This window comes from Embleya sp. NPDC001921, assembly GCF_053594475.1.
In genome coordinates, this window is the sequence record NZ_JBSFEO010000017.1 from 172,305 (window position 1) to 190,764 (window position 18,460).

Consider the following 18,460-nt stretch of genomic DNA (forward strand, 5'->3'; position numbering starts at 1 on the left):
GCGTGATCCCACGAGTGCGCCTATCCCGGCCTACACCAACGCGTCCACCGGGTCGGCCGTCAGGACGCCCGCCGCGACCGCCTCGTTGAGCCATTCCGGGAACTCCAGCAGGAGTTGGTCGTACAGCTCGGCGTCCGTCAGCAGCCTCGGGTCCTGTCCGGCGTGGAAGAAGCCCGCGTTGTCGACCACGCGCTGCTCCGGTACCGCGAGTTCGTCCAGCTTGCGGAGGAAGTCGAAGCCCTTGGCCTCGGGGTCGCCGAAGCCGATGAACTGCCAGAAGATCGGCAGTCCGGCCGCCTCGCACAGCGCCTTCGCGGCGGCGGGACGGCTGGTCGGCGCACCGTCGGTCTGGAAGATCACCAGGGCCGGGTCGGTGCTGCCGGACGCGCGGTAGTGCTCGACCACCTCGGCGATCGCCGTGTGGTAGTTGGTCCGGCCCATGTGCCCGTAGGAGCCGTGCAGTTCCTCGATCCGGCCCACGTGGTTGGCGGGATCGAGGTCGGCCACGCCGTCGATGTCGGTGGAGAAGAACACCAGCGGCACGACGGCCTCGCCGAGCTGCGCGGACAGCGCGAGCGTCTGGTCGGCGAGGTGCTGCACGGTGCCGTCCTTGTAGTAGGAGCGCATCGAGCCCGAGCGGTCCAGGACGAGGTACACCGCGACATTGCGGCCGGTGAGACCGCACTTGCCCACTGCCGCCGCGGCGGCCTCCGCACGACCGCCGAGGCCGGGAGCGGCCTCCTCGACGCGGGCGGGCGGCACCACCGCGATGGTGGTCGGTACCGCCGCGGCCTCGGCGACCACGAACGGCTCGGCCGCGGCCTCGACATCGGCCGAGTCCTCGGCCGGTGCCGGCACGGGCGCCTCGGGCTCGACCTCGACCTCGACGGCCGGCGTGACGACGGCCTCCTGCTCGGTCTCCTTCCCGATCTCGGCTTCCGGCTTGGTCGGTTCGGTCCCGACGGGCGTCGCGATCGACTGTGCCGGCACCGCGATCGGCGCCTGCGCGGACCCGGGGGTGTCGAACTCCGCCCGGGATTCCGGGATGACCACCGGTTCCGGAACGACCACCGGCTCCGAGACAGCCTCCGGCCCCGGAACAACCACCGGCTCCGAAACGACCACCGGCTCCAAGGCGGCCTCCGGCTCCGGAACGACCACCGGTTCCGAGACGACCTCCGGTTCCGGAACGACCACCGGTTCCGAGACGGCTTCCGGTTCCGGCGACACCGCGGATTCGCGGACGGCGATCGGCTCGGGGGCGACCACCGGTTCCGGTCTCGCGGCCGGCTCGGGGCGCGCCTTCGGCGCCGATTCGGCGACCGGCTCCGGCACGTCGACCGGGGACTCGGTCGGCGCGTCCTGGAGGTCGGTCGGCGCCGCGGTCACGTCCGTCGTCTCGGGTGTCTCCGCCGCCTCGCGGGACGCCCGCGAACGAAAGACGTTGCGCAGCAGACTCCTCAAACCCATCGGCGAATCCTTACCTGTGTGAGGGACGCCGTCCCGATGCTCAGGACGGTTACGTAAGGCTAGTCATGGCCTCGGCCGACCTGTGGGCGACCCGCGCGTACGACACCCCGACGGCCCCCGAACAGCCGAAGGAACGTCGTCCCGCGCGACCGCCGTCGCCCCCTTCCACCGCCGCGAGCAGTACGAACGCCGCGTCCACCGCGGCACACGCGGCCGAAACGTCCTCGCCGGACCAGCGCGGCGGTCCCGAACCGGCACGCCGAACCGGCCACTCCGCGCCCCAACGGAGCGTGGCGGAACAGCGTGTGGCGCACGTGCGCGGCACGGCCCGCGTGGTTTCCGCCAGTTGCTTCCTCGGCGGGGAGTGCACGCCGGCTCAGCCCATGAAGGTCAGCCGTACCGTCCGGTCCGGGTTGTCCCGGTTGGTGTCGACCATCGTGACCGACTGCCACGTCCCCAACGCGAGTTCGCCGCCGATCACCGGCAGTGTCGCGTGCGGCGGAATCAGCGCGGGCAACACGTGATCACGCCCGTGCCCGGGACTGCCGTGCCGGTGCCGCCACCGATCGTCGGCCGGCAACAGGTCCGCCAGCAGCGCGAGCAGGTCGTCGTCACTGCCCGCCCCGGTCTCCAACACCGCCACTCCCGCCGTCGCGTGCGGCACGAACACGTTCAACAATCCGTCCCGCCCACCGGCCACCTCCCGCAAAAACCCGGCACACACCGCACTCAGGTCGTACACCCGCTCCCGCCGCCCGGTACTGACCTCGAAAACCCGCGACACGGTCACCTCGCTCATCCCGCCATGCTCGCCCAAGCTCCGCCCGGTTCCGTGTTCTCGACACGGGCGGATCGGGGATTGCTTTGCTTTCGGCCGAATGCGTACCGACAATATGGAGGGGTACCTACCTGTCGGTAAGGATCGATGAGGCCCGGTCGGGAGGAGACGCGCATGGCTCGGCGCTACCAGTGCGGGCTCGATGCCGCGATGGATGTCATCGGCGGCAAGTGGAAGGCGCTGATCCTGTGGGCGTTGCACGTCGAGGAGCGGCGGTTCGGTGAGCTGCGCCGGGCGGTGCCCGGGATCAGCGAGAAGATGCTGATCCAGCAACTGCGCGAGATGGAGGCCCGCGGAATCGTGCACCGCGAGGTGTTTCGCGAGGTCCCGCCGAAGGTGGTGTATTCGCTGACCCCGCTGGGCCGGTCGCTCAACGAGGCGCTGTTGCCGCTGGGCGTGTGGGGAGAGGTCAACGTCGAGCAGATCGCGGCGACCGCGCCCGAGACCACCGGAACGCGCGACCCCGCCCTGCCCGCCGCGTAGGTCGTTTCCGGGCGAAGTTTCCCGAATTGGCGAATGCGCGGGAATAGCGCGGAGCGGTCTGCTATACCGCGCGGACGCACTCTGGGTGAGGCGTTGTTGACTTTTCGTAGCACTCGCCGTAATTATTTCGGCAGCGAATATCCGGATTGTCTGCGACGTCTTCGTTGAGCCACCGGGGTGTGAATATATGACCGAATACGTCCGAGTGTCCGAACAGCTCGCGCTGCCACGCGGCCCGGTCGACCCGATCATGGCCTCCGCCCGGCGGCTCGATACGTATCCGGTGCATGTCTGCCTCGACGAGGAGACCGCGCTCGCCCGGCTGTGCGCCGAGATCGACGGCCGGCGGGTCGCGCTGATCACCGACGACACCGTGTTCGCGCTGCACGCGCGTCGGCTGGCCGAACTCCTGGGCGCCGCCGGACTGGACGTGGTCGGCACGTCGTTCCCGGCCGGCGAGGCGAGCAAGAATCTGCGCACCGCGAGCACGCTGCTGGACTGGTTGGCCGGCACCTCGCTCGCGCGCCGCGACATCCTGCTCGCGGTCGGCGGCGGCGTGGTGATGGACACGGTCGGCTGGGTGGCCAGCGCGTACATGCGCGGCCTGCCGTACATCAACGTGCCCACGACGCTGCTCGCCCACGTGGACGCCGCGCTCGGCGGCAAGGTCGCCATCGACCATCCCTCCGCGAAGAACCTGATCGGGGCCTTCTACCAGCCCAGGGCGGTGGTCTCGAACGTCGGCTACCTGGGCACCCAGGACGGTCGCGGGCTGCGCGCCGGACTCGCCGAGGCGATCAAGACCGGGATCATCGCCTCCCCCGAGCTGTTCGAGCTGATCGAGCGCCGTCACGAGGCCATCCTGGGCACCGAACCGGTGCCCACCGCCGCCCTCGTGCACGCCTCCAGCGTGCTCAAGTGCCGGTTGATCGCCCGCGATCCGTACGAGCGGGACCTGCGCCGGCCACTGAACTTCGGGCACACCATCGGACATGCGGTGGAGACCGTGACCGGCTACGGGCCGGTGCTGCACGGCGAGGCGGTCGCGTTCGGCATGGCCTGCGCGGCCCGGATCGCCGAACGGCGCGGGCTGCTCGACCCGGCCCTGCGCGCGCGGGTGACCGGCTTGCTCGACCGGGTCCGACTGCCCACCACACTGGCCGCGTTGCCCGCGCCGCTGGATCCCGCCGGCACCGTCGAGGCGCTCGGTCAGATCCGCAAGATCCGGGACGGCCGGCTGCGGTTCGTGCTGCCCACCGCGCTCGGCGAGACGGTGATCACCGACGACGTGAGCGACGAGGAGATCCACGCGGCGCTCGTGGTCTCGCCCGCCGCCGAGGTCAGCTACGCGCACACCCGCGGAGGCGGCGATGGCTGAACTGGATGTGTTCGTGGTCGGCGGCGTGGGCGTGGACATCATCGTCCGGGTGCCCGAACTTCCCTTGCCGATACATGACTTCAAGGTCCCGCCGATCCGGCAGTACGTCGCGCACACGGGCAACGGGGTGGCCCTGGGCTGTCGGGCGCTGGGCCTGCGCACCCACTTCGCGGCCGTGCTCGGCGCCGACCCGGAGGCGGACTTCGTTCTGGACCACTACGCGAAGCAGGGCCTGTCCTTCGCGCACGTCACCGATGCCCACGGCACCCCGCGCAGCGTCAACCTGGTCGGCCCGGACGGCGAGCGGCTGTCCCTGCACGACGGCCGGCTGCCGGCGGACCTGGTCGTCGACCCCGACCTGTATCGCCCGGCGATCGCCCGCACCCGGCACGCGCACGTGTCGATCGGCGGCTGGTCCCGCCCCGCGCTGGCCGACGCGATCGAGGCGGGCGTGTCCACCTCCACCGACCTGCACGGCTGGGACGGGAAGGACCCCTCCCGGGCCGACTTCGCGTACGGCGCCGACCTGGTGTTCACCTCCACGCACCGGCTCGGCGACCGGGTCGAGGAGGCCGCGCGGGACGTGCTCTCCCGGGGGCGGGCCAAGGTCGTGGTCGCCATGGCGGGCGGTCGCGGCAGCTACCTGGCCCTGCCCGACCGGCCGCTGTGGCACGTACCGGCGCTGGCGATGCGGGCCGACGAGGTGGTGGACACCAACGGGGCCGGGGACAGCTACGTCTCCGGGTTCCTGTACGCCTACCTCGCCGGCCGCGACTGGGCGGGCTGCGCCGCCGCCGGTACCCACGCGGGTGCGCACGCGGTGCGGACGGCCGGGACCCACACGTCGTTCATCACGGCGGAGGCGTTGGATCGTGCGCTCTCCTGACGAGGTCGGAAGGCGAGCCGGTATGGGGTGCGTCCACCCGGGTCGGGCCGGCGCCGGCCGCACCGACGGCACCGCTCGGCGTCACGATTCCGGTCGGGGTGACGATCGTTTCCCGGACCGTACTCCCGGCGGCGACCACGGCGCCCGGCAGCAGCACCGAGCGCACTACGGTCGCGCCCGGCTCGATCCGGCAGCCGGCGTGTACGACGCTGCGCTCGACGCGCGCTCCCGGTGGGATCTCGGCTCCCAGCAGACTCCCCTCGACGTACCTGGGAAAGCCGTCCGGCACACCGGCCAACGTGCGCGGGAGCGCGGCGGAGGCGATCGGGTGCGGCTGGTCGAGCAGTCGCAACTGCTCGGTGCGGTACCGGTCGACCGTGCCGATGTCGGCCCAGTAGTCCGGCACCGGGTACGCCGTCACCCGCCGGCCGCCCGCGATCATCGCGGGCAGTACGTCGCGGCTGATGTCGTGTTGCCAGCCGTCCTCGCCGAGTGCGGCCAGGTCCGCCAGCACCGCGCGCAACGCGTCGACGCGGAACACGCAGAACGCGGTGAACACCAGGTCCGAGGTGGGCCGTTCGGGCTTCTCGACCAGCGCTCGCACGCGGAGCTCGGCATCCGCCTCGACCATGCCGAACAGGTGCACGTAGCGGCGTTCGATCCGCTGTACACCGATCGTGCAGTCGGCCCCCGAGGCCCGGTGCGCGGCGACCATCGGCGCGTAGTCGAACACGTAGACGTGGTCCGCGTGTTGGATCAAAAGATCGTTCGCGCCGGGGGCGAAGAGGTACTCCGCGTTGGCGAGCAGCGCGTCGGCGGTGCCGCGTTCGGCCGGACGCTCCGGCAGTACGGCGCCCGGTCCGCTGCGCGCCAACGCGTCGTGTGGGCCGAAGTGCAGGCGGGTGCCCGGGTGTTCGTCCCAGTGTGCGACCAGGTGTCGGACCAGGTCGGATTCCCGGTGTTGGGAGAGCAGGACCAGTTCCGGCAGGCCGGACCGGACCGCGTTGGCCACGCTGAAGTCGACCAGCCGGCAGGACGCGGCGTAGGGCACCAGTGGTTTGCACACGTCGGCGGTGAGCGGGCCCATCCGCTCGCCCAGGCCGCCCGCGAGCAGCGCGCCGCGTACTCCCTCGAGCGTCACCAGGTCCGCCCCGGGGCGACGCCCGTGGGTACCAGGGTGCGCAGTCGCGCGAGCGAGGTCGTGATGCCCTGCTCCGTGGGCAGTAGGACGTCCTCGTGTTCCACGTAGATCACTCCCCGGTAGTCGTCGTCGAGCAGCGCGGCCACGATGGCCGGCCAGGGCAGGTCGCCGGCGCCGAGCGAGCGGAAGCGGATCGCCGGTCCCGGGCCGTAGCGCGACCACCCGGCGCCGCGCGGTGCCTCGGCGCCGGACCAGCGTTGCAGGTCCTTCGCGTGTACGGCCGCGAGCCGATCGCCCCAGCCGCGCACGGCGGCCACCGGATCGTGTCCGGTCGCGGCCATGTTGGCCGGATCGAGGCACAGGTGAACACCGCTCACCGTCGAGAGCAGTGCTCTCGCACTCGCCGGGTCGTACGCGACCTGCTTGGGATGCGGCTCCACCACGACCCGCACGCCCAGTTCGCCCGCCAGGTCCAGGATCGGCCGCGCGGCAAGCGCCCACGCGTCGACGTTGTCCTGCCAACTCACGTCGCTGCCCGACCAGGACAACCAGCGGGCCAGGTCGGGCACCCCCAGCATCAGCCGCACCTGCGGCGCACCCACACCGGCCGCGAGCCGCACCGTGTCGAGCGCGGCACGCAGCCCGTAGTCCCGCTTGGCCTCGGCCGTCCCGACGAACACCGGGTCGGTGTGCGGCCCGTGCGGCCCCAGCAGCAACTGGGTGTCCCGGCTGTTGCTCACGCAACCCACCTCGACCCCGACCTCCGCACACCACGCGCGCACCGCACGATGCAGCGCCGGATCGGCCCGCCGCCCGGGATCCACCAGCGCGAAGCCGCTGTCGGCGGGCAGATCCACCACGCCCACCCCCGCGTCCCGCGCCACCCGCAACGCCCCGGCCAACCCCACCGGCGCCAACGCGGCCAGGCACACCCCGAGCCGGATCGGCGCCCCGCCGACCGAACCGGCCGCCGCGACCCGCGCCCGCCGTCCGGCGACCGACCCGCTCTCGTCCTCCGCCGCGAGGCTCCCGCGCACGGACGTCGGTCCGACGGAGGGCTCCGTCGCGGGCTGGTGCCGGCGTCGTGGAGCGGTTCCGGGGGCGGTTCCGGGAGCGGTTTCCGGGCCTGTTCCCGTGACGGTTCGTGGTGCCCGCTCGTTCGGCGTCCCGGTCATCGGCGGTCCCCCTCGCTCGGCTGCGCTTCGGCAGATCAGAGATTGCGGGTGTGTGCCCAACTCTTCGGCGGCGAACCCTCGTTCGCGACCAGCGCGGCATACACCGCGTCGACCGGATCGGCGATCACGGTCGGCGGTTCGGCCGCGCCGAGTTCGGCGACCATCCGCCGACCCAACTCGGCGGCGTACGGCGGACATCCACGAAAGACGCCGCCGTTGAGGACGGCCCGCCACGTCCCGCTCAGTCCGGCCGCGTCCCGGGCCGCGCGTACGCCGTCGAGCAGGTCGTCCAGCGCGACCCGAACCACCTCGCCGGCCACCGCGTCGCCCGCCTGCCAGGCCGCGCACACCTCGCGCGCGAGCGCGGCCACCCCGGCCTTCGGAAACGGCTCGGCGGCCAGCCGACGGGCCAGTTCGCGCGGACCGTGCGCCGCGAACAGCGTGGTCGGCCGCCCTCGCCCGTCCGCTCCCCGTACGGCGGCGCGCAGACCGGCCACACCGAGCGCGTACGCGCTGCCCTCGTCGCTGCCCAGGTACTCGCATCCGCCGATCACGACCGGCGGGCCCGCGTCCGGACCGGCGGCGGCCACGCAGGCCGAGCCGGTACCCGCCACCACCACGACGCCCCGCCCGGACAGCGGTGGCGCGAGCAACAGCGGCGGAACATCCCCCGACACCACCAGCCGCCCCACGAAACCCTGTTCGCGCGCGATCACGGCCAGTCGGTCGATCTCCCGCGGCGGGGTGTCCATGGTGATCGTCGAACTCGCGAACCAACCGACCGAGGGCCCGAAACCCAGGTCCGACGCCATCTCGGACAGCAGTCGCACGAGCGTCTCCTCGGCCGCCGCGCCGGTCGAGGCGGGATTGACCGACTCCCGGGTGTACCGCGTGTCGAGCACCACGGCGGTGGTGTGCGTGCCACCGGCGTCGATCGCCCAGTACTCCTCAGCCGCCACCGTCGAAAGCCTCCGCAGTCGGTCGAAATCCAACGCCGCAGGTCACGCTACCGGTAGCGGATGCCGGCCGAGGGTAGTGGTTGAGCAGTACGGTAAGCGACACTCTCGGTCACTCCCGACGAACGGAGCGTCGATGCGGCACGGCGGCGGTGTGCTCGGCCTGGTGGCTCCCGCGACGAGTTGGGGGCTGTTCTGGGGCGGTTGGGCCGCGTTGATCCCGACGCTCAAGGACGAACTGGCGCTGGACGACCGCCAACTGGGCCTGGCGCTGTTCGCGGTCCCGGTCGCGGCGGTGCCCGCGATGCTGCTCACCGGGCCGCTCGCGCGCCGACTCGGGCCGCGCACGCTGCCACTGGTGACCGCCGCCTTCGCGCTCGGCACGCTCGCCGTGGCGGGCGCCGGGTCCCGGTGGACGTTCTCGGCCGCACTGCTGGTGATCGGCGCGGCCAGCGGCGCGATCGAGGTGGCGCTGAACGCCACCACGGCCGCGCGTGAGGCGCTCACCGGCGAACGGCTGTTCAACAAGGTCCAGGCGGCCACTCCGCTGGCCATGGTGCTCGCCGCGCCGGCGGTCGGCCTCGCGCTGCATCTGGGCGCGTCCGCGCGGGCGATCCTGGTGGCCATCGCCGTTCTGGTCGCGCTCAGCGCGGTCCTGGCCATCGACGAGCGCCGGTGGCAGGAACACAAGCCCGGCCCGGCCACCGCCACCCGGGCCGGCCGCGCGCACGGCCGCCTGTTGACCGCCCTGCTCGTGGTCGGCGCGGTCGGCGGCATCGTGCTGCTGATGGAGAACACCGTCGAGCAGTGGGGCGCGATCCACCTCACGGACGGCCTCGGCGCGGGTTCCTTCGTCGCCGCGTGCGGCCCGGCGGTGTACATGGCGGGCCTGTCCGCCGGCCGGATGCTCGCCCAATGGCGCGGCGAGCGGGTCGGCGAGCGCACGCTGGTGCTCGTCGGCGGCGCACTCGGCGGCCTCGGCCTCGCGCTCGCGGCGGCGGCCTGGTCCACCGCGTCCACGCTGGCCGGATTCGCGCTCGCGGGTGTCGGCCTCGCCCCGGTCGTCCCCACGCTGCTCGCCGCGACCGGGCGGGCGGTCGGCCCGGAGCGGCGCCCGCAGGCGATCTCGCTGGTCACCACGGTGTCCTACGCCGGATTCCTGGGCGCACCGCCGCTGGTCGGCACGCTGGCCGGCCGGCTGGGTCTGGGCACCGTCCTTGGCATCGTCGCGCTGTGCGGGGTATTGGTGGTGGCGGGCAGTGGGTCGCTCCGACTGTTGCCGGCGGAGCGCACGAACGAGCCCGGCGCGGACCGGTCGGACGGGCCGGACCGGTCGGACCGGTCGGACCACGAAGCCGGCACACCGAGCGACACGCGAGGCGACCGGGGCGACCGGGACAACCCGCGCCCGTCGGGCGGACCGAGCGAGCGGGCCCGGCCGAATCATACGAACCACCAGGACCACCAGGACGACCCGAACCATCCGAATCACCCGAACCATCCGAACGAGAAGGGGGTTTCCCGATGACCCGGGTCCTGGTGTTCGGATCGGGGTACATAGCCGGCCACGTCGGCACCCGGTTGACCCGACTCGGCCACGGTGTCGTGCTCGGCTCGCGCCGCCGGCCCCGCACCCCGGAGACCCGGGGGCTGCGCTGGCTCCCGGTGGACGTGGCCGATCCCCGCCAGGTGCGCACCGTCGTCGACGCGGTCCGCCCCGACGCGGTGGTGGCCGCGCACGGGCCCTCCGACATCACGTGGTGCGAGGCGGACCCGGCGGGGGCGACCGCCGTGCACGCGGCCGGCGCCCGGCACGTGGTGGCCGCGCTGGCCGGCCGGGCCGCGCGGACCGTGCTGATCTCCACCGACAACGTGTTCCCCGGGCACGCGGACAGTTCCACCGAATCCGACGCCACCGCGCCCGCCAACGCCTACGGACGGGCGAAGTCGGCCGCCGAGGCCGCCTATCTGGCCGGCGGCGACGCGCTCGTGTTGCGGGTCAGCCTGGTGTACGGGTGGGATCGGGCCGGCCTGCGGCCCAACTTCTTCACCACGTGCGCCGAACGCCTCGGTGTGGGGGCGCCGGTCGCGGTCCCGGACGAGCACTGGAACACACCGGTGCTGATCGACGACGTCGCGGTGTGGACCACCGCGCTGCTGGACTCGCCGCACACCGGCGTCGTGCACCTGGGCGGGCCGCGCCGGCTCTCCCGCGTGCAGTGGGCCAGGCACATCGCGCTCGGCTACGGCGTCGACCCCGAGTTGGTGACCGCCGTACCGCAGGGCGACACCGCGTACGCGTGCCGTCCGCGCAACGCGTGCCTGCACAGCGAGCGCGCCGCGCACCTGCCCGAACTGCGCGGCCTGGACCCGGTCGACGTGTACACGGCCGACACCGCGCTGATCGCGGCGCCGACGGCGCACCACCCCTCGATTCCACGCGTCGCCCCGACCGCCCTCGACACCCCAGCCGCCTTCGACGCTTCAGCCGTCTTCGGAAGGGATCAGTCCTGATGGATCGTCATCTGTTCCTGGCCAGCAAGCGCGCCGCCGTCAGCTTCGCCCCGGATCCGGAACACGGGCGGCTGCGGCCGTGGCTCGCGCCGGGTGGTACCGGAAACGTGGTCGCCGAGCAGGCGGGTGTGCTCGACGTGACCTGGATCGCCAGCGCGGACACCGACGACGATCATCAGGCGGCCCGGGAGAGCCCGAACGGCCTGGATCTTCGGCTTCGTTCGGGGCGCGACATCCGGGTCCGGCTGCTCCGCCACGATCGCGAGACGTTCGAGGTGGTGCAGAACTTCCTCACCGCGCAGTTGTTGTGGGCCGCGAACAACTACGGCTGGGACAAGTGGACAACGCCCACGTTCGGCCCCGAGACCTACACCGCGCTGGACCGGTTCGCCGAGTTCACCGAGGACTTCGCCGGCGCGCTGCTCGCCGACTCGGCCGACGTCGCGGACCCGGTGTACCTGGTGCACGACTATCAACTCGTGGGCGTACCGGCCCGGTTGCGCGCGGTGCGGGCGAACGCGCCGATCCTGCTGTTCGTGCACATCCCCTGGCCCTCGCCCGACTACTGGCGGATCCTGCCCAAGGCAATGCGGGTCGGCATCCTGGAGGGCATGCTGCCCGCGAACACCATCGGCTTCTTCGCGGAGCGCTGGTGCCGCAACTTCCTGGACTGCGTGGCGGACCTGATTCCGGACGCCGAAGTGGACCGGAACGCGGGCGTGGTGCACTGGCGCGGCCGACGCACGGGGGTACGCACGATGCCGCTCGGCTACAGCCCGCTCGCCCTGGAGGCGGACCACCCACGCCTCCCGGCGGGCATCGCGGAGTGGGCGGGTGACGCGCCGCTGGTCGTGCACAGCGGCCGGACCGACCCGATGAAGAACGCCGAACGCGCGGTGCGGGCCTTCGTGGCGGCCCATCGCGCCGAGCCCTCGGTGCGCTCGTCCAGGTTGCTGGTCCGGATGAATCCCAATCGACTCTACGTCGAGGCGAACGCCGAGTACGTGCGCCGCGTGGAGTACGCGATCGCCGAGGCGAACGCCGAACTGGGCCCGGACACCGTGCGGTTGCACTGCGACAACGAGGTCGAGCACACCATCGGCTGCTTCCGCCGGGCCGACGTGTTGGTCTTCAATTCGACGGTGGACGGCCAGAACCTGAGCACCTTCGAGGCTCCGCTGGTCAACGAGCGGGACGCGGACGTGATCCTGTCCGAGATGTGCGGCGCGGCCGAGATCCTGGCCCCGGTCTGCCGCACGGTCAATCCGTTCGACCTGGTCGAGCAGGCCGAGGCGTTGATCGCCGCGTTGACCGCACCCGCCGCCGAACGCAAGGCCGCGGCCGAGCGGCGCCGCCGGGTGGCCGAGCCGTGGACGCTGGAGGCGTGGGTGCGCACCCAGTTGGAGTGGCTCGACGCGGACCACCGCGATGACTGAGCCGGCCGACGTGCGGGCGGCCGGGGCCGCCCAGGTGGCGCAGTACCAGTTGGGCGACGCGGTGTTGGTGCGCGGCGAGGGCATTCGTTCGTGGGACTCCACCGGCCGCGAGTACCTGGACTGCGTATCCGGGACGTTCAACCTGGTGCTCGGGCACAACCATCCCGAGGTGATGGCGGCCGTACGCGAACAGACCGAGGAACTGGTCTTCGCCGCCTCGTCGTTCCGCACCGAGCCGACCGACCGGGTGATGCGCGACCTGGTCGAACTGGCGCCGGCCGGCCTGACCCGGGTGAACCTGCGCAGCAGCGGCGGATCGACCGCGAACGAGGGCGCGATCAAGATCGCCCAGCACCACACCGGCCGACGCGATGTGATCGTGCCGTTCCGGGGCCACGTCGGGCAGACCATCGCGGCCACCGCGTACAACGGCAGCAGCCGGATGCGCGCGCCGTTCCCGGCGCACGCCGCGGGAGCCGTACACGTGCCGGACGCGTACTGCTTCCGGTGCTTCTACCGGCAGACCCCGGACACCTGCGGAATGTTGTGCGTGGCCCGGATCGAGGACTTCATCACGTACGCGAGTTCCGGCAGTGTCGCGTGTGTGCTGATCGAGCCGATCAGCGGGATGGGCGGCAACATCGTGCCGCCGCCCGGGTATTTCCAGGCGCTGCGGGCGCTGTGCGACGAACACGGGATCATCCTGGTCTTCGACGAGATCCAGACCGCGTTCGGCCGCACCGGGGAGATGTTCGCGGCTGACCACTTCGGCGTCGCCCCGCACATGATGACCGTCTCCAAGGGCCTGACCGGCAGTGGACTGCCGCTCGCGGCGATCCTGACCGAGGAGCGGATGGCCGACTGGGACCGCTCGCTGCACGGATTCACCTACGGCGGCCACACGCTGGCCGCCGCGGCTGCGGTCAAGACCCTGGAGATCGTCCGCCGACCCGGGTTCCTGGCCAACGTCCGCCGGGTGGGCGCGATCTTGAGCCGCCGGCTGCAAAGCCTTCAGCGCGAGCATCCGGTGCTCGGCGACGTACGCGGGCCGGGGCTGATGCTGGGTGTCGAACTGGTTCGCCCGGACGGCGCGAAGGCGCCGGAGTCGGCCCAGGCGTTCCAGCGCCACCTGCACGCGCGGGGCATCCTCACCCGCGTGTCCGAGCACGGTCTGGGCAACGTGATCGAGTTGCGCCCGCCGCTGATCCTGACCCCGGCCGACGCCCATCTGATCGCGGACCGGTTCGGCGAGGCGTTGGAGATGTTGCGCGCCCGCACGGCGCGGGCCGGCTCGCCGATCGCGGCCCCGCCGCGTTCGCCGCACCGGATGGCCGACGCCGCGCCGGCCGCCTCCACCGGCGGTTCGGATTCGCCGCGATGAGGGTCGAGTTGGGTCCGGACGGTCCGTCGTTGCGACTCGGCCGTCCGGATCCACCGCACGGGGAGCACGCGGTGCGGATTCGGGTGGAACTGGCGGGCCTGTGTCGCTCGGACCTCAAGGAGGTGGCCGGCGAGCGCTACGGTCCGAGCCAGTTCGGCCACGAACTCGTCGGTGTCGTCACCGAATCCACCCTGCCCGACGCCCTCCCCACCGGCCTGCGGGTGACTCTGGACCCGAACGTGCGCCTCGCCCGCACCACCGGGTTCGCGACCGAGATGTACGCCGCCGGCCCGGCCGGCCGGCTGTGCGCCGCCCTGCCCCGGGTCCCGGACGAACTCACGGCCCGTCAGGCCGTGTTCGCCGAGCCGCTCGCGTGCGCCGAACACTGCGTGAGCACGCTGGCCCGGCACCTGGGCAGCTCTCCGACCGGCCGGACCGTCGTCGTATTCGGCGCCGGGGCGGCCGGTCTGCTCATCGCCCGCCTCGCCGAACTCGGCGGGGCCGAGGTCACGTTGGTCAACCGCAGCGCGGACCGCGCCGAGTTCCTGCGAAGCCGCGGCTTCGACGTCCGCCCCTTGGCCACGCTGCCGGCCTCGGCATTCGACGCCGCGGTGATCGCGACCAGTTTCGTCCGCCCGGACATCCTGACCGAGGCCCTGCGCGTCCTCGTCCCCACCGGCGTTGCCCTGCTCTACGGCGGCACCGCCCCCGGCGACGAACTCCCGGGCCTGCCCGTCGATCTGGACCACGTCCGCCGATCCGAACACGCCGTCCACACCATCTGGTCCGGCCGCCCGGTCACGATCGCCGGCAGCTACGGCACCACCTCCACCGACTTCACCGCCGCCCTCGGCACCCTCCCGAAGCTCCCCCTGGAACACCTGATCACCACCGAGATCACCCTCCCCCGCCTCCCCACCACCCTCCACACCCAACTCACCGGCCGCCCCCTCGGCAAAACCCTGATCCACCCGTGACCGCCCTGCCCGGCAGCACGATTCACCGAAGGTGTCGGTTTGCGGGCGGGTTAGGATCGCGATCATGACGATTGCTCTGGGCGATGCCGCGCGGGCGCTTCTCGACGCGGCGTATCCGGCCGTTCTGGCGACGGTGAATGTCGACGGGGGGCCGCAGACCTCGGTGGTGTGGGTCGGGCGGGACGGGGACGACGTGTTGATCTCGTCGGAGGCGGGGCGGCTCAAGGAGCGGAATCTGCGGCGTGAACCGCGGGCGAGCGTGACCGTCTACGATCCGGCCGACCCCGACGTCTACCTGGAGGTACGCGGCACCGCGACGGTCGCCGAGGACGTCGGGCGTCGGGTCGCCGTCGCGTTGGCCGAGAAGTACGAGGGGCCCGGCGCCGGCGACGAATACCTGGCGCTGCCGCCGGAGTCGGTGCGCGTCGTCATCCGGATCACCCCGACCCGGCTCACCGGCAGCGCCGCGCGCTGAACACGCTTCGCCCGCCCGCAGCCGGGCCGGGCGGTGTCACGGGCCGGGCGGGCCGAATCCGCGCAGCGCCCAGCGGACGCCGTTGTGGGTGAGGTCGACCCGGGCCGGCGGGCCGGCGTCCAGGTGCCGGAACACGCTCGCGGGCGCGCGCAGCGCGTGCACCGCGACGGCGCGCGCGAGGATCGGGTGGGTGACCGCGACCAGCCGCCCGTGCAGGCCCGCCCGCTCCTGCTCGTCGAGCCGGCCGCCCGCCCGGGCGGGCACCGAGGTCAGCGATTCGCCACTGTGCGCAGCCGCGTCCGGGTCGCCGAGCCACGCGGCCACCCCCGTCGGGTCCGCGGCCCGGCACCTCCACCTGCGTACGGCCCGGCCGGCGGTCGCTCGCTCGCTCGCGCTCGCTCGCTCGCTCGACGACACGTTCGGATGGCATCGGGCGACCCGATAGGGTCGGCTCCCCGGATTCCCACCACGCGGCGCCGGCCGCCTCCGTAGGCTGCGAGACCATGCGCAAGATCGTCGTCGTCGGGATGGGCGGAGCCGGCCGGACCGGGTGGGCCGACGCGCTCGGCACCCGACTCGGGCTCCCCGTCACGCACTTGCACACCCTGTACCACCGCGAGGACCGATCGACCGCGCCCGCCGAAAAGTTCGCCGACGCACAGCGCACGCTGATCGCGGACCCCGATTGGATCCTGGTCGGAAATCACGCCCCGACACTGGCCCTTCGCCTGGCCGCCGCGGACACCGTCGTGTTCCTCGATATCAGCGCGCCGGCCGCGATCACCGACCTGCTCGCCCGCCGCCGAGACCCCGAACCCGACGGCCCCGACGGCGCGAACCCGAGCGTGTTGCGCTCGGTCCTGGCCTACCGCCACGCGGTCCGCCCCCGACTGCGCCGCCTGATCACCGAACACACCGGCCCCGAGACGTCGGTACACACCTTCACCAGCTACGGCGCCGCGAACCGATGGCCGGCCGCACTCCCGGCGGCGCGCTGACTCGGCCCCGCGACGAGGCGAACGGTCGCCCGGCCCGCCGACCGGAGTTCCGCCCACTTCGCCGGGTGGCGGCGAATTCGGGTCTCAGCGGTTGTCGCGCTGGTCCAACCCCGAACCCGGCGATATCTCCGGCGAGTCGAGCAGCGAGGACTCAACCCCGCCGACGCCCCAGCCATAGGCCAACTTGTGTACCTCGAGAACGAAGAAGGAGTCGGTGGAGAGCACCCCGTCGATCAGCAGCAGTCGGCGGTTGAGCAGGTCGGTGAAGTGGTCGGTGTCCCGACAGATCACCTCGACCATCACGTCGTACTGCCCGGCGACCATCACCACGTAGGAGGTCTCCGGCAGTTCGCGCAGTTCGCGGCACACCTCCCGGGCGCTGCCGGGCCGCACCCGCATGCCGATCATCGCGAGCCGATCGAAGCCGATGGTCAGCGGGTTGGCGATGCCGACGATCTGGAGCGTGCCGCTCTCCTCCAGGCGCTGGACCCGATAGCGCACCGAGGACGCCGGGATGCCCAGGTCCTCGGCGATCTGCTTGTAGGCACGCCGCCCATCGGCCTGGAGGATGGCGATGATGCGCCGGTCGATGTCGTCCAACGGGCCTGTGGGGTTCATGCGGCTGCTCCGGGTGTGCTGCGGCGCCGAGTTCGGCAGGTCCTCTCGATCTTCGGCAGCCATCTTGCCCTGTTCCTCCCGCTCCCCGGGGACACCGGGCCCGCCGGCGCCGCTCGCGTCGGTCACGAGTCGAAGCCCAGGCCGAGCCGGTCGAGCGTGCGCAGCCACAGATTGCGCCCGCCGTGCGCGTCCTCACGGGCCATCGACCAGCGGGTGGCCTGGATGCCGATCCAGCGCGCGGGCTCGGGCGGGAACGGGATCGGCTTGCGCTTGATCATGGCCAGCTCCGTGCGCTCGGACCGGATGCCCGCGAGCAGGTCGAGCACCACCTCGGCACCGAACCGGGTGGCGCCCACGCCCAGTCCGGTGAAGCCGAGCGCGTAGCCGACCCGGCCGGCGGCGGCGGTGCCGGCGAACATGCAGAACCGGGTGGTCGAGTCGATCACGCCGCCCCACGCGTGCGAGAAGGCGACGTCGGCCAGCGGCGGGAAGGTCGCGGCGAACTGCTCGGCGAGCACGTCGAACGTCTCCGGGCGCTGGGTCAGCGCCTCCTCCACCTTGCTGCCGAAGTGGTAGATGGCGTCGTAGCCGCCCCACAGGATGCGGTTGTCCTCGGTCTTGCGCACGTAGTGGAACTGGTTGCCCGCGTCGGTGACGCCGTGCTCGCCGGTCCAGCCGATCGCGGCGAGCTGCTCGTTGGTCAACGGCTCGGTGGTGAGCGCGTAGTCGTACACCGGCACCATGCTCAGGCCGAGCCGGCGCAGCAGCGGCGGGAAGATGTTGGTGGCCAGCGCGACCCGGCGCGCGCCGACGATGCCGTACGGGGTGGTCAGCCGGATCAGGTCGGTGGGCTTGGTGTCGATCGCGGTGACCTCGGTGCGCTCGACGATCCGCACCCCGGCGTCCAGGCAGGCCCGGCGCAGTCCCCACACCAGGCGGGCGGGGTCCAGGAGGGCGTAGTCGGGTTGCCATACGCCCGCAGACCACAGCGGCGAGTCGACGTACGCCCGCAGCGCGTCGTGTTCGAGGTATTCGGCCTTCTCGCCGTGGCGGTTGGCGATCGGTACGGACTCGCGCAGCGCCTTCGCCTGCCACGGGGTGGCGGCCACCGCGACCTTGCCGGTGCGGGCGAAGCCGCAGTCGACGCCGTGCGTGTCCAGGTCGCGTTCGAACGCGTCCAGGTTCCGCGCGCCCAGGCGTTGCAGCGTGTCGATCTCGTCCGGCCAGCGCTGGAGCCCGTTGGCCAGGCCGTGGGTGAGGCTGGGTGAGCAGAAACCACCGTTGCGCCCGCTGGCCGCGTGGCCGCAGGTGCCCTGTTCGAGCACGAGGACGTCGCGGCCGGGGTCGCGTTGCTTGGCGATCAGCGCGGTCCACAGACCGGTGTACCCGCCGCCGACCACGGCCAGGTCGGTCCGGGTGTCGCCGACCTGGCGGGGCAGCGGCTCGGGACGCTCGGGCCGATCCAGCCAGAACGGTTCCTGGGCGGTGCGGCTCAGCGCGGTGCGGTGGGTTGGGGTCATGGCGGTTTCCCTTGCGGGTTGTGGCCGATATACGTGCTTTTGCTTGGCTCGCATGGGCGGCCGGGCTCTTCGGCCTCGAACGCCGGCCGGGCCGGATCCGGCGGCACGCGTCGGCCCGGCTCGGTGGCCTCGACCGCCGGCCCGGCTGGATGTGGCCTCAAGCGCCGGCCCGGCTGCTCGGCCTCGACCGCCGGCCGGGCCGGATTTCGCGAAC

At 72.5% G+C, this 18,460-nt stretch carries 18 protein-coding genes; 10 read left to right on the forward strand and 8 right to left on the reverse strand.

What is annotated here, in order from left to right; all coding sequences use genetic code 11:
• Positions 1 to 30: 30 nt before the first annotated feature.
• Together ACWCPW_RS21445 and ACWCPW_RS21450 are read right to left on the reverse strand one after the other, a co-directional pair.
• Complete coding sequence (locus tag ACWCPW_RS21445) at positions 31 to 1,470, reverse strand: VWA domain-containing protein (RefSeq protein WP_449763169.1); 1,440 nt, start codon at positions 1,468 to 1,470, stop codon at positions 31 to 33.
• A 376-nt stretch (positions 1,471 to 1,846) separates the two neighbouring features.
• Positions 1,847 to 2,269, reverse strand: a complete 423-nt coding sequence (locus tag ACWCPW_RS21450; RefSeq protein WP_406299528.1) for a YjbQ family protein — start codon at positions 2,267 to 2,269, stop codon at positions 1,847 to 1,849.
• A 153-nt stretch (positions 2,270 to 2,422) separates the two neighbouring features.
• On the opposite strand from ACWCPW_RS21450, the gene ACWCPW_RS21455 reads away from it, so the two are divergent.
• The 3 genes from ACWCPW_RS21455 to ACWCPW_RS21465 all read left to right on the forward strand — a co-directional run bounded on the left by ACWCPW_RS21455 (position 2,423) and on the right by ACWCPW_RS21465 (position 5,055).
• Positions 2,423 to 2,791, forward strand: a complete 369-nt coding sequence (locus ACWCPW_RS21455) for a winged helix-turn-helix transcriptional regulator (RefSeq protein WP_449763170.1) — start codon at positions 2,423 to 2,425, stop codon at positions 2,789 to 2,791.
• A 187-nt stretch (positions 2,792 to 2,978) separates the two neighbouring features.
• On the forward strand, positions 2,979 to 4,169 hold the full coding sequence (aroB, locus tag ACWCPW_RS21460; protein WP_449763171.1) for a 3-dehydroquinate synthase: 1,191 nt from the start codon (positions 2,979 to 2,981) through the stop codon (positions 4,167 to 4,169).
• Positions 4,162 to 5,055 (forward strand): carbohydrate kinase family protein, encoded by an 894-nt coding sequence (locus tag ACWCPW_RS21465; protein WP_449763172.1) that lies wholly within the window; start codon positions 4,162 to 4,164, stop codon positions 5,053 to 5,055. Before aroB ends, ACWCPW_RS21465 begins: the two co-directional genes overlap by 8 nt.
• Here the strand turns inward: ACWCPW_RS21465 and ACWCPW_RS21470 are convergent.
• The 3 genes from ACWCPW_RS21470 to ACWCPW_RS21480 form a co-directional block, all read right to left on the reverse strand.
• Positions 5,021 to 6,196 carry a sugar phosphate nucleotidyltransferase gene (locus ACWCPW_RS21470; protein ID WP_449763173.1) on the reverse strand — a complete coding sequence of 392 codons (1,176 nt, stop codon included), beginning with the start codon at positions 6,194 to 6,196 and terminating at the stop codon, positions 5,021 to 5,023. The two genes, ACWCPW_RS21465 and ACWCPW_RS21470, sit on opposite strands and share 35 nt — an antisense overlap.
• Positions 6,193 to 7,233, reverse strand: a complete 1,041-nt coding sequence (locus tag ACWCPW_RS21475; RefSeq protein ID WP_449763174.1) for a sugar phosphate isomerase/epimerase family protein — start codon at positions 7,231 to 7,233, stop codon at positions 6,193 to 6,195. Before ACWCPW_RS21475 ends, ACWCPW_RS21470 begins: the two co-directional genes overlap by 4 nt.
• A 173-nt stretch (positions 7,234 to 7,406) precedes the next feature.
• Positions 7,407 to 8,330, reverse strand: coding sequence for a BadF/BadG/BcrA/BcrD ATPase family protein (locus tag ACWCPW_RS21480; protein WP_449763175.1), 924 nt, complete (start codon positions 8,328 to 8,330; stop codon positions 7,407 to 7,409).
• 133 nt (positions 8,331 to 8,463) lie between these two features.
• Here ACWCPW_RS21480 and ACWCPW_RS21485 point away from each other — a divergent pair, with 133 nt between their 5' ends.
• From ACWCPW_RS21485 to ACWCPW_RS21510, 6 genes are all read left to right on the forward strand, one after another.
• On the forward strand, positions 8,464 to 9,855 hold the full coding sequence (locus ACWCPW_RS21485; protein ID WP_449763176.1) for an MFS transporter: 1,392 nt from the start codon (positions 8,464 to 8,466) through the stop codon (positions 9,853 to 9,855).
• On the forward strand, positions 9,852 to 10,841 hold the full coding sequence (locus ACWCPW_RS21490) for an SDR family oxidoreductase (RefSeq protein WP_449763177.1): 990 nt from the start codon (positions 9,852 to 9,854) through the stop codon (positions 10,839 to 10,841). Before ACWCPW_RS21485 ends, ACWCPW_RS21490 begins: the two co-directional genes overlap by 4 nt.
• Complete coding sequence (locus tag ACWCPW_RS21495) at positions 10,841 to 12,277, forward strand: trehalose-6-phosphate synthase (protein WP_449763178.1); 1,437 nt, start codon at positions 10,841 to 10,843, stop codon at positions 12,275 to 12,277. Before ACWCPW_RS21490 ends, ACWCPW_RS21495 begins: the two co-directional genes overlap by 1 nt.
• Entirely contained in the window at positions 12,270 to 13,658 is a 1,389-nt protein-coding gene (locus ACWCPW_RS21500) for an aspartate aminotransferase family protein (RefSeq protein WP_449763179.1), read from the forward strand. The genes ACWCPW_RS21495 and ACWCPW_RS21500 overlap by 8 nt, the downstream gene beginning before the upstream one ends.
• Before the next feature lie 71 nt (positions 13,659 to 13,729).
• Complete coding sequence (locus ACWCPW_RS21505) at positions 13,730 to 14,635, forward strand: alcohol dehydrogenase catalytic domain-containing protein (protein ID WP_449763180.1); 906 nt, start codon at positions 13,730 to 13,732, stop codon at positions 14,633 to 14,635.
• Between the two features lie 64 nt (positions 14,636 to 14,699).
• Positions 14,700 to 15,110 (forward strand): PPOX class F420-dependent oxidoreductase, encoded by a 411-nt coding sequence (locus tag ACWCPW_RS21510; protein WP_449763181.1) that lies wholly within the window; start codon positions 14,700 to 14,702, stop codon positions 15,108 to 15,110.
• A gap of 36 nt (positions 15,111 to 15,146) precedes the next feature.
• Here ACWCPW_RS21510 and ACWCPW_RS21515 read toward each other — a convergent pair whose 3' ends face one another.
• The gene (locus tag ACWCPW_RS21515; RefSeq protein WP_449763182.1) at positions 15,147 to 15,527 is read right to left on the reverse strand and encodes a histidine phosphatase family protein; all 381 of its coding nucleotides are present in this window, start codon (positions 15,525 to 15,527) and stop codon (positions 15,147 to 15,149) included.
• An 86-nt stretch (positions 15,528 to 15,613) separates the two neighbouring features.
• On the opposite strand from ACWCPW_RS21515, the gene ACWCPW_RS21520 reads away from it, so the two are divergent.
• A complete protein-coding gene (locus ACWCPW_RS21520) occupies positions 15,614 to 16,108 on the forward strand; it encodes a hypothetical protein (protein WP_449763183.1) in 495 nt (164 codons plus the stop codon).
• Between the two features lie 84 nt (positions 16,109 to 16,192).
• Here ACWCPW_RS21520 and ACWCPW_RS21525 read toward each other — a convergent pair whose 3' ends face one another.
• Both ACWCPW_RS21525 and ACWCPW_RS21530 read right to left on the reverse strand, forming a co-directional pair.
• Positions 16,193 to 16,789 carry an Lrp/AsnC family transcriptional regulator gene (locus ACWCPW_RS21525; protein WP_449763184.1) on the reverse strand — a complete coding sequence of 199 codons (597 nt, stop codon included), beginning with the start codon at positions 16,787 to 16,789 and terminating at the stop codon, positions 16,193 to 16,195.
• A gap of 59 nt (positions 16,790 to 16,848) precedes the next feature.
• Positions 16,849 to 18,246 (reverse strand): NAD(P)/FAD-dependent oxidoreductase, encoded by a 1,398-nt coding sequence (locus ACWCPW_RS21530; protein WP_449763185.1) that lies wholly within the window; start codon positions 18,244 to 18,246, stop codon positions 16,849 to 16,851.
• Positions 18,247 to 18,460: the final 214 nt, after the last annotated feature.

Excerpts from the sequence above, each read along its gene's own strand:
- ACWCPW_RS21445 (WP_449763169.1), bottom strand. The coding sequence starts at position 1,470 with ATGGGTTTGAGGAGTCTGCTGCGCAACGTCTTTCGTTCGCGGGCGTCC.
- ACWCPW_RS21450 (WP_406299528.1), bottom strand. The coding sequence starts at position 2,269 with ATGAGCGAGGTGACCGTGTCGCGGGTTTTCGAGGTCAGTACCGGGCGG.
- ACWCPW_RS21455 (WP_449763170.1), top strand. The coding sequence starts at position 2,423 with ATGGCTCGGCGCTACCAGTGCGGGCTCGATGCCGCGATGGATGTCATC.
- aroB (WP_449763171.1), top strand. The coding sequence starts at position 2,979 with ATGACCGAATACGTCCGAGTGTCCGAACAGCTCGCGCTGCCACGCGGC.
- ACWCPW_RS21465 (WP_449763172.1), top strand. The coding sequence starts at position 4,162 with ATGGCTGAACTGGATGTGTTCGTGGTCGGCGGCGTGGGCGTGGACATC.
- ACWCPW_RS21485 (WP_449763176.1), top strand. The coding sequence starts at position 8,464 with ATGCGGCACGGCGGCGGTGTGCTCGGCCTGGTGGCTCCCGCGACGAGT.
- ACWCPW_RS21490 (WP_449763177.1), top strand. The coding sequence starts at position 9,852 with ATGACCCGGGTCCTGGTGTTCGGATCGGGGTACATAGCCGGCCACGTC.
- ACWCPW_RS21495 (WP_449763178.1), top strand. The coding sequence starts at position 10,841 with ATGGATCGTCATCTGTTCCTGGCCAGCAAGCGCGCCGCCGTCAGCTTC.
- ACWCPW_RS21500 (WP_449763179.1), top strand. The coding sequence starts at position 12,270 with ATGACTGAGCCGGCCGACGTGCGGGCGGCCGGGGCCGCCCAGGTGGCG.
- ACWCPW_RS21510 (WP_449763181.1), top strand. The coding sequence starts at position 14,700 with ATGACGATTGCTCTGGGCGATGCCGCGCGGGCGCTTCTCGACGCGGCG.
- ACWCPW_RS21520 (WP_449763183.1), top strand. The coding sequence starts at position 15,614 with ATGCGCAAGATCGTCGTCGTCGGGATGGGCGGAGCCGGCCGGACCGGG.
- ACWCPW_RS21525 (WP_449763184.1), bottom strand. The coding sequence starts at position 16,789 with ATGGCTGCCGAAGATCGAGAGGACCTGCCGAACTCGGCGCCGCAGCAC.
- ACWCPW_RS21530 (WP_449763185.1), bottom strand. The coding sequence starts at position 18,246 with ATGACCCCAACCCACCGCACCGCGCTGAGCCGCACCGCCCAGGAACCG.